Source organism: Clostridium sp., from assembly GCF_018372875.1.
GTDB lineage: Bacteria > Bacillota > Clostridia > Clostridiales > Clostridiaceae > Clostridium.
On sequence record NZ_JAHAIF010000038.1, the window covers coordinates 16202 to 27389 of the forward strand.

Consider the following 11188-nt stretch of genomic DNA (forward strand, 5'->3'; position numbering starts at 1 on the left):
GGTGCGTAAAATGAGGTTGAGAGGGTTAATGGAACCCTTAATAAGTAGTGAAGAATTTATTGAGTTGGAATCATATATAAAAAGTGATAAACATCCTATAGAAATTGAAGGATTATCTGAATCAGGTAAATCCTATGTGATTAATGGAATATATGAACTTAGTGACAAACCTGTTGTTGTAATAACTAATAGTGATATGGAAGCTAAGAATTTATATGAAGATTTAAATTTATATTTAAGTAATGTATATTACTTCCCAGCTAAAGAAATAGTGTTCTATAATATTGACGCAATTTCAGGAGATTTGAGATGGGCAAGGCTAAATGTAATAAAAGAAATATTATCAAATAAAAAAAATATAATAGTAACATCAGTTGATGCATTTGCAGTTAGATATACTCCAAAAGAACTTTTTAAAACACATACCATTAGTATTAATGTAGGTAATGAGGTTGATTTTAAGGAGTTATCTAAAATACTTGTTGAAGCAGGGTATGATAGGGTTGATGTTGTAGAAGGAAAAGGAGAGTTCTCACTTCGTGGAGGGCTCTTAGATGTATTCCCTACAAATTCTATATATCCATATAGAATTGAATTATTTGGAGATGAAATAGATTCTATAAGAACTTTTAATACAGAATCTCAAAGAAGTATTGAGAAAGTAAATAGTATTGAAGTGTTCCCTGCAAAAGAAATCATAATAGATGATGAAGTTATAGAATATGCATTAAATAACATTAAAGAAGAATTAGATTTAACATTAAAGAATAATAAAGATAAAGAAAGAGGTATTAAGTTAAGTACAGTTATTTCTAAGAACTTAGAAGAGTTAAGAGAAATTCATGATTTTGAAACAATAGATAGTTATTTACCTTTATTTTACAAAAAGAGTGAGAGCTTATTTGACTATTTAGAAGATTATATATTTGTACTTGATGACAAGGTAAGATCTTTAGGTAAGTTAGACAGCACTTACTTAGAGTTTAATGAAAATTACTCTATTTTTCTTCAACGTGGGGATATACTGCCTTCTCAAGGGAAGCTTTTACTTGAGAAAGAAGAGCTTATTGAGTTGTTAGAAGAAAACATAAATATTACTATTGATGCAATTAATAAGGGTGGTGAATTTTTATCTCCTATAAGGAAGATTGAAATTAATTCTGCTATTTTGCATCATTATCAAGGGCAATTAGATTTGTTAATTGAAGATATTTTAAAGAAGAAAAAAGATGGATATAGAACAGTTATATTATCAGGTACACGAGTTAGAGGGGAAAGGCTTGTTTCTACACTTAGAGAAAGAGGAATAGAGAGTAGTTATAGAGATGATATTGAATCTATAGCATTAGGAGAAGTTGTTATAACATTTGGAAATTTATTAAAGGGATTTGAGTGTCCTAAATATAAAACCTGTGTAATATCAGACAAAGAGGTATTTGGAGAAGCTAAAAGAAAGCTGTCTAAAAGCAAAAGTAAGAGCAAAGGTGTATCTAAAATAAAAAGCTTTGCTGAATTAAAACCTGGAGATTATGTAGTACATGTAAATCATGGAATAGGTGTATATAAGGGGATTAAACAAATAGAAGTTAGTGGACATAAGAGAGATTATCTAGATATTGTATATGATAAAGGTGATAAGTTATATGTGCCTGTTGACCAATTAGATTTAGTCCAAAAGTATATTGGTAGTGAGGGAAAGTCCCCTAAAGTAAATAAACTAGGTGGAGCAGAGTGGCAAAAAGCTAAGAGTAAAGTTAAAAAATCTATCAATGAAATTGCAGAGGATTTAGTAAAACTTTATGCTGCAAGAGCTGCGGTTAAGGGATATAAATATTCAAAGGATACGGAATGGCAAATGCAGTTTGAGGATGAATTTCCATTCCAAGAAACCCCTGACCAACTATCATCAATAGAAGAAATTAAGAAAGATATGGAATCAGATAAGCCAATGGATAGATTACTTTGTGGTGATGTTGGGTATGGAAAAACAGAGGTTGCTTTAAGAGCAGCATTTAAAGCTGTAATGGAAGGAAAACAAGTAGCGTTTCTTGTTCCTACTACAATATTAGCTGAGCAGCATTATAAAAATATGATTAAGAGATTTTCAGATTTTCCAATTAAAATAGATATGGTAAGTAGATTTAGAACTGCTAAGGAACAAAAAAGTACTTTGCAATCTGTAAAAGAAGGTAATGTGGATATTTTAGTTGGAACTCATAGATTAGTTTCTAAAGATATAGTATTTAAAGATCTAGGGCTATTAATAGTAGATGAGGAGCAACGATTTGGTGTTGCACAGAAAGAGAAAATTAAGAACTTAAAGAAGAATGTAGATGTTCTTACCTTAAGCGCTACCCCTATTCCAAGAACATTACATATGTCTTTAACTGGTGTTAGGGATATATCTGTAATAGAGACACCACCAGAGGAACGTTATCCTATACAAACTTATGTTGTTGAGCAGAATGATCAACTAATTCGAGATGCAATTATGAGAGAAATAGGTAGAGGTGGTCAAGTATATTTTGTATACAATAGGGTAGAAGATATTGACAAAATAGCTAACTACATTAAAAATCTTGTCCCTGAAAGTAGAGTTGGAATAGCTCATGGGCAAATGACAGAAAGACAATTAGAAAAAGAAATGCTAGATTTTATGGCTAATGAATATAATGTACTTGTATGTACAACTATAATTGAAACTGGAATTGACATTCAGAATGTAAATACAATTATTATATATGATGCCGATAAAATGGGGTTATCTCAGTTGTATCAGTTAAGAGGAAGAGTTGGCCGTTCTAATAGAATAGCATATGCTTACTTATTATATACAAAGGATAAAGTTTTAACTGAGGTTGCAGAAAAAAGGCTAAAAGCTCTTAAAGACTTTACTGAGTTAGGTTCAGGTTTTAAGATAGCTATGAGGGATCTTGAAATTAGAGGTGCTGGAAACATGATGGGATCTGCACAGCATGGACATATGGCTGCTATAGGATATGACTTGTATTGTAGAATGTTAGAAGATACAGTAAAACTAATTAAGGGTGATATTGATAAGGAACCTATAGAGACAACAGTAGACTTAAAAGTTGATGCATACATTCCATCATCATATATAGAAGATGAGATGCAAAAAATAGAAGTGTATAAAAAGATTGCAGCTATAGAAAGCATAGATGAGTATATGGATATAAAAGAGGAATTAGAGGATAGATATTCAGATATTCCAGACCCTGTTTATAACTTAATGGACATTGCATACATAAAGAGTAGAGCTAAGTTATTATCCATAGAAGAAATAAAAGAAGTTGGAAATGATGTTATCTTTAAATTCCAAGCAGGAGATAGTGATTACGAGAAAGTATTTAAAATAATAATAGATAAGTATAAAGATAGTATAATGCTGAAGTTTGGGGAAATACCATCATTTATATTTAAGCTAAAGGATCAAAAGAAAGAAAACATGTTAGCTTTCTTTAAAGATATGCTAGAAAATTTAATAAAAAATAAATAAATATAGAAGGTATTTGTATTTGAAATGACACATTAATATTGTATACTTATACTGTATAAATTTTACTTAATAAAGAGAAAAGTGAGGGAATAGCTTTGAATAAGATAAAAAAGTATGTGACTATGGCTGTAGCCGGTATTATGATGTTTTCTTTAGCTGGATGTAACATGATAGAAAGAACACCAGAATCAAAAAGAAAAGTTGTGTTAGCTAAGGTTGGCGATGAGAAGATTACAAGAGGAGATCTAGATGATTCTATGAAATCAACATTAGAGTATCTAAAGACTCAATATGGAGAAGACTTTGAAAATAATGAAGATATAAAGGAAGATTTAAAATCTGCTAGAGAAGAAGAATTAGATTTTATGGTGCTTAGAGCTTTACTTGTACAATATGGTAAAGACAATAACCTAATTATGACAGATGAAGAAGCTCAAAAGAAACTTGATGAACAAATAGAAGCCTTAATAAAGGTAGCAGGAAGTAAGGAAGCTTATGAAAAAGAAATAACATCATCTTATGGAATGACAGTAGAAGAATATGAAGCTTTTCTTAAGGAAATAGTTATTGCAAGCGATATAAATGACAAGTTAAGAGAAGAAATTAGCAAAGATATAACAGTTTCAGATGAAGAAATAAGTGAATATTATGAAAAGAATAAGGCATCCAAATATACAACAAAAGCAGGTGCAGATACTTATAATATATTATTAGATTCTGAAGAAAAGGCTAAGGAAGTAAGAGCTCAAATTAAAAATCTAGATGATTTTAAAAAGCAAGCAGATACTTATAATACAGATTCTACAAAAGGTAAAGGTGGATATTTAGGCTGGGTAGAATATGAAAATAGCGGAATGGTAGAAGAATTTGATGCAGCATTTAAGAAGCTAAAGAATGGAGAAATATCTCAACCTGTAAAATCTAAATATGGATGGCACTTAATAACTGTTGCAAATGTTCAAGGAGAAGAGAAAGTAAAAACTCTAGAGGAAGTTAAAGAAGAAGTTAGTGAAGCTATCAAATCAGAGAAAGTAACTGAGGCTTATAATAAAAAGATTGAAGAGTTAAAGAAAGAATACAATGTAAAAACTTATACAGATAGATTTTAATAGATAGGAAAAGTAGGGAAATTAATCCCTACTTTTTTTATTTATATAAATATTGGCTATATGTGAATAAAATTTCTAAGAAGTCAAATAATAATAGTGCTACAAATTAATTAGTTTTTTTAAGGAGGTCAATTTTAATAATGAAAGCTACAGGAATTGTAAGACGTATTGATGATTTAGGTAGAGTTGTTATACCAAAAGAAATAAGAAGAACTTTAAGAATTAGAGAAGGGGATCCATTAGAGATATTTACAGATAGAGAAGGTGGAGTAATATTAAAAAAATATTCTCCAATCGGAGAATTGACAGATTTTTCTAAGGAGTATGCAGAAAGTTTACAACAAGCTATAGGACATATCGTTTTAATATCTGATAAGGATGCTTTCATATCTGCTAGTGGTGGACCAAAGAAAGATTACATAGAAAGAAAAATAAGTAATGAGTTAGAAAAGATAATGGATGATAGAAAAACAGTTCTTCTTGGAGAAGGAGGAGATAAAATAATTCCATTACATAATGATGATGATGGAGCAGAAGAAAAATATGTTTCACAAGTTATTTCTCCTATAATAGCAGAAGGTGATGCTATAGGTTCTGTAGTCATATTATCTAAGCAAGCAGGAGAAAAATTAGGTGAATTAGAAATGAAGTTAGCAGAAACTGCTTCTGCGTTCCTTGGAAAGCAAATGGAACAGTAATCTTTTTATATCCTGAATAAAAATAATGTAAATAAACAGTAATAATACCTCTAAGCTTGAAATAAAAATAATTAGTACCATGTAAAGTTTGGAGGTATTTTATGAAAAAACAATCTTTAATAAAAGGTAGCCTTATATTAGGTATAGCTGGAATATTAACAAGGTTCTTAGGGCTATTTTTTAGATGGCCATTAGTTATGTTAATTGGAGATGAAGGGATAGGATATTATCAATTATCGTATCCGTTATATATGTTTTTTGTTGCAATGGCATCAGGTGTTCCTATAGCTATGTCTAAACTAATATCTGAAAGAAATGCAGTTGGAGATCTTAATGGGGGATTTGAAATAGTAAAAGAAGCATCTATGCTTATGCTTATTCTTGGGACAGGCACATCCTGTATATTATTTCTTTTTGCACGTCCAATTATGAGTATTTTAGAATGGAGACCAGAAGCATATTATTCACTTATAGGAATTTCATTTGCACCATTCATAATTTCTATTATGACTGTATTTAGAGGATATTTTCAAGGCTTGCAAAATATGACTCCATCAGCAATATCTCAAATTTTAGAACAAATTGGTAGAGTTATAGTTGGAGTTGGGTTAGCAATAGTATTAAGACCAAGAGGTATTGAATACTCAGCAGGTGGAGCAGCATTTGGAGCAGCTGCTGGAGGGCTTATAGGAAGTATTTATTTAGGTTTTAAATATATGCGAGTTAAAAAGAGTTATGGAATAAAAAAGATAAAAAGTAACCCTGAGGTGTTAAATAGAATATTAAAAATGGCTATACCAATCTCGCTAGGGGCTACTGTTGGATCTATAATGAGTTTGATTGATTCTATACTAGTACCACAAAGGTTGAATAGTGCAGGGTTTTCCAGTCAACAAGCAACTATATTATATGGACAATTAACAGGTAAGGCATCTGTTATCGTAAATATTCCATTAACTTTATCTATGGCTCTTTGTACATCTTTAATTCCTATAATTGCAGAGTGCTACTTTTTAAGAAAACAAGGCGAAGTAAGAAATAAGATTAATTTATCCTTGAAACTTTCATCAGTTATAGCAGTACCATGCTTTTTTGGACTTTTCTTTATGGCAGAGCCTATAATGAAGTTTATATTTCCTGGAAGGTTCGATGGGGTAGATATTTTAAAATACTTGTCTATATCTATACCGTTTATCATAGTAACCCAAACGACTACGTCAATATTACAAGGAGTTGGATCATACATTCTTCCCGTAATCAATTTATTTATTGGATGTATTGTAAAGGTAATATTAACGGTAGTTTTAGTAGCTATTCCAGAGCTAAATATATATGGAGCTGTAATTGCATCTATAGGAGCTTATATAATTTCTACATTACTTAACTTGATTGTGATGAAGATTAAACTTAAAAGTAATATAGAATTGTATAATAATTTTATAAAGCCAGGGTATGCCGCTAGTTTAATGATTTTAGTAGTAATATTAACATATAACTTTTTATATAGAAATACATTGAGTAATAGTATATCATGCTTACTATCTATATCTTTAGGTGCTATAATATATGGCATAGGTATATTTGCGCTAAAAGTATTTAGTGTAGATGATGTAAGAAATAGGATAAGAAAGAAAGCTTAATAATATATAAAAAGGAGAGAATCTAATGATTAAGATAGTTGGATTAGGACCTGGAGCACCAGAAGCGTTGACTATAGGGGCTGTAGATGCTATTAGAAAAAGTGATAATGTATATTTTAGAACAGAAAAGCATCCTACGGTAGAATATATAAAAGAACAAGGAATTAATTTTAAAACTTGTGATTATTTTTATGAAAGTTCAGAAAGCTTTGATGAAGTGTATAAGAGAATTTCAGAAAGTATAATAGAAGAATACAATAAAACTGGAGAGTTAGTTTATGCTGTTCCAGGACACCCTTTAGTGGCTGAAAAGTCAGTGTTTAACTTGATTGAGTTATGTGAGAAAAAATCAATTGAATATAGTATCTTACCAGCTGTTAGTTTTATAGATGCAATGATGGATAGATTAAAGATAGATCCTATAAATGGATTAAAGGTTATAGATGCATTTGATATAAAGAATCAAGTTCTAGATAAGAGAATAGGAACAATAATAACTCAGGTATACAATCAATTGATAGCTTCAGAAGTTAAACTAGCATTAACAGAATACTATGATGATGAGACTGAAATTATATATTGTAGGGCAGCAGGTATAGAAGGAGAAGAAAGCATAAGAAAGATACCTTTATACGAATTAGATATGCAAGATGACATAGATTATTTAACATCAGTATATATTCCTAAGGATTTGAATAATAAAAAGGATATATATGATTTAATTCAGGTAATAGATATATTAAGAGGAGAAGAAGGCTGTCCTTGGGATAGGGAGCAGACTCATGAGTCTATAAAAAAAGCTATTGTAGAAGAAAGTTATGAAGTGGCTGATGCAATAGATAAGGAAGATGATAATGCTTTAATTGAGGAACTTGGTGATGTGTTATTACAAGTTGTTTTTCATTCAGCAATAGGAAAAGAAGATGGATATTTCAACTTCAATGATATAGTAGAGGGAATTTGTAACAAGATGGTATACAGACATCCACATGTATTTGGAGATGCAAATATGAGTACATCAAGTGAAGTTTTATTAGAATGGGAAGAACTTAAAAAGAAAGAAAAGAGCATTGAAAGTGTAACAGAAGATTTAGAAGGTATAGCAAAAGCACTTCCAGCATTGATAAGAGCTGAAAAGATCCAAAAGAAGGCAAGTAAAGTAGGATTTGATTGGGATGAAGTAGAAGAAGCTATAAAAAAAGTAAGAGAAGAGATAAATGAATTAATTGAAGTATATAATAGTGAAAATAAGGCAAAAATAGTAGAAGAAGTTGGAGATTTAATTTTTGCTTGTGTAAATGTAAGTAGGTTTTTAAAAGTGGATAGTGAAGAAGCTTTAAATTTAACAAGTGATAAATTTATTCGAAGATTTAATTATATTGAAACAAAGGCAAAATCCATGAATATAAAATTAGAAGAAATGACGTTAGAAGAGATGGATAAGTTATGGGAAGAGGCAAAAAAACTAGAAAAATAACCTATCATAGAAGGAATTTATATATTTATGGAGAATAATATAGTTTATTAGTGCTATACCACGTATAAGCATACAGTTATGTATCATTTGACTAACTATACAGAAAATACAAAAAATGTATAGACGAGTTAAAAAAGAGGTTATATAATAAGGTAATGTAAGTATAGTACATAAGAGCAGTTAGAAATAGTAACTGTATTTTAAGGAGGATGTAATCGTGAATAAATCAGAATTAATCGCTAGCATGGCTGAAAAGTCAAAATTAACTAAGAAGGATGCTGAAGTTGCATTAAAGGCTTTCATTGAAAGCGTTGAAGAAGCTTTAGAAAAGGGAGAAAAGGTTCAATTAGTTGGATTTGGTACTTTCGAAACTAGAGAAAGAGCAGCTAGAGAAGGAAGAAACCCAAGAACTAAGGAAGTTATAAAAATAGCAGCATCAACAGTTCCTGTATTTAAGGCTGGTAAAGAATTCAAAGAAAAAGTTAATAAGTAATTAATAAGAACCCGAGATTTCTCGGGTTCTTTTAGAATAAAAAAGGAGAAATTAGTAGTGAGATTAGATAAGTACCTTAAAGTATCAAGAATAATAAAAAGAAGAACGGTTGCAAAAGAAGCTTGTGAAAGTGGAAGAGTTACTATTAATGGTAAGGTGGCCAAACCATCAACAGAGGTAAAAGAAGATGACATAATAGAGATAAGTTTTGCAAATAAAACATTGAAAGCAAAGATAATAAATATAGCACAACATGTAAAGAAGGAAGTAGCAAAAGACATGTACGTAATTATAGAAGGAGAAGAAGATAAAGAATAGTAAATTAGAATAAAGAACTTTTCTAATTCATATATTTTATTAGAATGTTTAGGAGGAGAAATATATGGAAGAAAGAAAAAGTTCTTTATCTTTAGAAGATAGAAAAAAGCTTACATTATCAGGAGTGTTAGAAGTAGTTAACTTTGATGATGAAAAAATATCTTTAAATACTATATTGGGGAATCTTGCTATTAAAGGTGAGGGATTAAAAATGAATAAACTTGATGTTCAAAATGGAGATGTGATTATTATAGGATACATATCATCTATGATTTATAGCGGTAAAGATGGTAAGAAGAGTAAAGAAAGTATAATTAAAAAGATTTTTAAGTAGGAATTATGCCGTTACAGTTAAATATTCAAGTTGATATAGTAATATACAGTTTGCTAGCTGGTATTTTGACTGGAATACTTTTTGATGCATATAGGTTAATAAGAGGTTATAAGATTCCAAAGCTAATAGTAGTTGTGGAAGACTTATTATTTTGGGCACTATGTGCGTTAGTAGTATTTACTTTCTTATTATATACAAATTATGCTTTTCTAGGTCCATATGTATATGTGTTTATTGGAATAGCAATTGCATTTTATATCAAGTTCATAAGTCCCCATATATTAAAAACGGAGAGAGTCATAGGAAGAAAATTCTCAAAATCATTAAGAGTGAGTGCTAAGAACTTTATTTATCCATTCAAGATATTTATGTCAAAAATGGGAAATAAAAATAAATAACTATAGAAAAACTACTTGAATAAAGTAACTATAGTGATTACAATATATTTATAGAATTTGAATGAGGTGCTATGGATGAAAAGGAGGTTAACTATAAAAAACTTAATATTAGTAGTGCTTGTAGCAATTTTCCTTTTTAGTTTTGTTAGGCAAGAAAAAGCTATGAGAAGAATTGAAAAAGAGAGAGTTGCAAAAGAAGCTCAACTGGAGTCTTTAAAGAATAAACAAGAGAGACTGCAAGAGGAGCATGATAAAGCACAGTCTAATGAGTATCTAGAGCAGTTGGCGAGGGAAAGACTTAATATGATAAAGAAAGGTGAAACCTCTGTAGAACAACAAAAGAAAGCTGACTCAAATTCTCAAAATTAGGTTATTATATTAATAACATATATTATTTATTTATATTTAAGGAGGAGTCTTATAAACATGACCTTGGCGACAGGAAACATATTAGAAGGAACAGTGGTAAACATCACAAATTTTGGAGCCTTTGTGGAGGTAGAAGGAAAAACTGGATTAGTTCATATATCTGAAGTAGCAGACTCATTTGTAAAGGATATTAGACAACATTTAAACGAACAAGATAAAGTTAAAGTTAAAGTTATTTCCATTGATGATAACGGAAAAATTAGTTTATCAATAAAACAAGCTAATGTTCAAAAGAAGTCGGTTAGACCTGCTGAATTTGATTGGGGAACTGATAAATCAAGCAAACCTAATTCTGCAAATTTTGAAGATAAGATATCAAAGTTTTTAAAAGATAGCGAAGAAAAAATGCAAGATGTAAAAAAACATCAAGAGTTTAAAGGTAAGAATAGTAAAAATAGATCGTAAGATATTGTTTATATAATTAATATAAATTAATAAAACAAGTACTCTAATTTAGTTAGGGTGCTTGTTTTTATTATTTAATTAAATAATAAAAAAAGAATGTAAAAAGATGTTGACAGTATATTAATCATGCTTTATAATAAGTCTTGTCGTTGAGAACGGCATATGAAAGCTAAGCCGAAGTGGCGGAACTGGCAGACGCACAGGACTTAAAATCCTGCGGTGGTTAAACACCGTACCGGTTCGATTCCGGTCTTCGGCACCAATCTTTCATAATATAATATCGCGGGGTGGAGCAGTTGGTAGCTCGTCGGGCTCATAACCCGAAGGTCGTAGGTTCAAGTCCTGCCCCCGCAACCATAACGTGGCGGAA

General features: G+C 30.3%; 11 protein-coding genes and 2 tRNA genes. All 13 read left to right on the forward strand.

The features are described from left to right. The first annotated feature begins 10 nt into the window (after positions 1-10). The 13 genes from mfd to KIB46_RS11995 all read left to right on the forward strand — a co-directional run bounded on the left by mfd (position 11) and on the right by KIB46_RS11995 (position 11175). The gene (gene mfd / locus KIB46_RS11935; RefSeq protein ID WP_291672145.1) at positions 11-3517 is read left to right on the forward strand and encodes a transcription-repair coupling factor; all 3507 of its coding nucleotides are present in this window, start codon (positions 11-13) and stop codon (positions 3515-3517) included. A 95-nt stretch (positions 3518-3612) separates the two neighbouring features. Continuing rightward, positions 3613-4626, forward strand: coding sequence for a peptidylprolyl isomerase (locus KIB46_RS11940; protein WP_291672147.1), 1014 nt, complete (start codon positions 3613-3615; stop codon positions 4624-4626). 140 nt (positions 4627-4766) lie between these two features. Further along, positions 4767-5324, forward strand: coding sequence for a stage V sporulation protein T (gene spoVT, locus KIB46_RS11945; RefSeq protein WP_156558637.1), 558 nt, complete (start codon positions 4767-4769; stop codon positions 5322-5324). Positions 5325-5425: 101 nt separating this feature from the next. After that, positions 5426-6964, forward strand: a complete 1539-nt coding sequence (locus tag KIB46_RS11950) for a polysaccharide biosynthesis protein (protein ID WP_156558638.1) — start codon at positions 5426-5428, stop codon at positions 6962-6964. Positions 6965-6989: 25 nt separating this feature from the next. After that, positions 6990-8441 (forward strand): nucleoside triphosphate pyrophosphohydrolase, encoded by a 1452-nt coding sequence (mazG, locus tag KIB46_RS11955; RefSeq protein ID WP_156558639.1) that lies wholly within the window; start codon positions 6990-6992, stop codon positions 8439-8441. A 217-nt stretch (positions 8442-8658) separates the two neighbouring features. Then, positions 8659-8934 carry an HU family DNA-binding protein gene (locus tag KIB46_RS11960; protein WP_027098506.1) on the forward strand — a complete coding sequence of 92 codons (276 nt, stop codon included), beginning with the start codon at positions 8659-8661 and terminating at the stop codon, positions 8932-8934. A 57-nt stretch (positions 8935-8991) separates the two neighbouring features. Continuing rightward, positions 8992-9252 carry an RNA-binding S4 domain-containing protein gene (locus KIB46_RS11965; RefSeq protein WP_156558640.1) on the forward strand — a complete coding sequence of 87 codons (261 nt, stop codon included), beginning with the start codon at positions 8992-8994 and terminating at the stop codon, positions 9250-9252. A 64-nt stretch (positions 9253-9316) separates the two neighbouring features. Beyond that, complete coding sequence (gene yabP, locus KIB46_RS11970; protein ID WP_291672153.1) at positions 9317-9586, forward strand: sporulation protein YabP; 270 nt, start codon at positions 9317-9319, stop codon at positions 9584-9586. 5 nt (positions 9587-9591) lie between these two features. Further along, a complete protein-coding gene (gene yabQ, locus KIB46_RS11975) occupies positions 9592-9984 on the forward strand; it encodes a spore cortex biosynthesis protein YabQ (RefSeq protein ID WP_156558642.1) in 393 nt (130 codons plus the stop codon). A gap of 75 nt (positions 9985-10059) precedes the next feature. Further along, entirely contained in the window at positions 10060-10353 is a 294-nt protein-coding gene (locus KIB46_RS11980) for a septum formation initiator family protein (RefSeq protein WP_156558643.1), read from the forward strand. 57 nt (positions 10354-10410) lie between these two features. After that, the gene (locus KIB46_RS11985; protein WP_027098501.1) at positions 10411-10818 is read left to right on the forward strand and encodes a S1 domain-containing RNA-binding protein; all 408 of its coding nucleotides are present in this window, start codon (positions 10411-10413) and stop codon (positions 10816-10818) included. A gap of 173 nt (positions 10819-10991) precedes the next feature. Beyond that, a tRNA-Leu gene (locus KIB46_RS11990) sits at positions 10992-11080 on the forward strand. Positions 11081-11099: 19 nt separating this feature from the next. Next, a tRNA-Met gene (locus KIB46_RS11995) sits at positions 11100-11175 on the forward strand. Positions 11176-11188: the final 13 nt, after the last annotated feature.

Bases quoted from the DNA above. Each gene is read 5' to 3' on its own strand.
- mfd (WP_291672145.1), top strand. From the start codon at position 11: ATGAGGTTGAGAGGGTTAATGGAACCCTTAATAAGTAGTGAAGAATTT.
- spoVT (WP_156558637.1), top strand. From the start codon at position 4,767: ATGAAAGCTACAGGAATTGTAAGACGTATTGATGATTTAGGTAGAGTT.
- KIB46_RS11950 (WP_156558638.1), top strand. From the start codon at position 5,426: ATGAAAAAACAATCTTTAATAAAAGGTAGCCTTATATTAGGTATAGCT.
- mazG (WP_156558639.1), top strand. From the start codon at position 6,990: ATGATTAAGATAGTTGGATTAGGACCTGGAGCACCAGAAGCGTTGACT.
- yabP (WP_291672153.1), top strand. From the start codon at position 9,317: ATGGAAGAAAGAAAAAGTTCTTTATCTTTAGAAGATAGAAAAAAGCTT.
- yabQ (WP_156558642.1), top strand. From the start codon at position 9,592: ATGCCGTTACAGTTAAATATTCAAGTTGATATAGTAATATACAGTTTG.
- KIB46_RS11980 (WP_156558643.1), top strand. From the start codon at position 10,060: ATGAAAAGGAGGTTAACTATAAAAAACTTAATATTAGTAGTGCTTGTA.
- KIB46_RS11985 (WP_027098501.1), top strand. From the start codon at position 10,411: ATGACCTTGGCGACAGGAAACATATTAGAAGGAACAGTGGTAAACATC.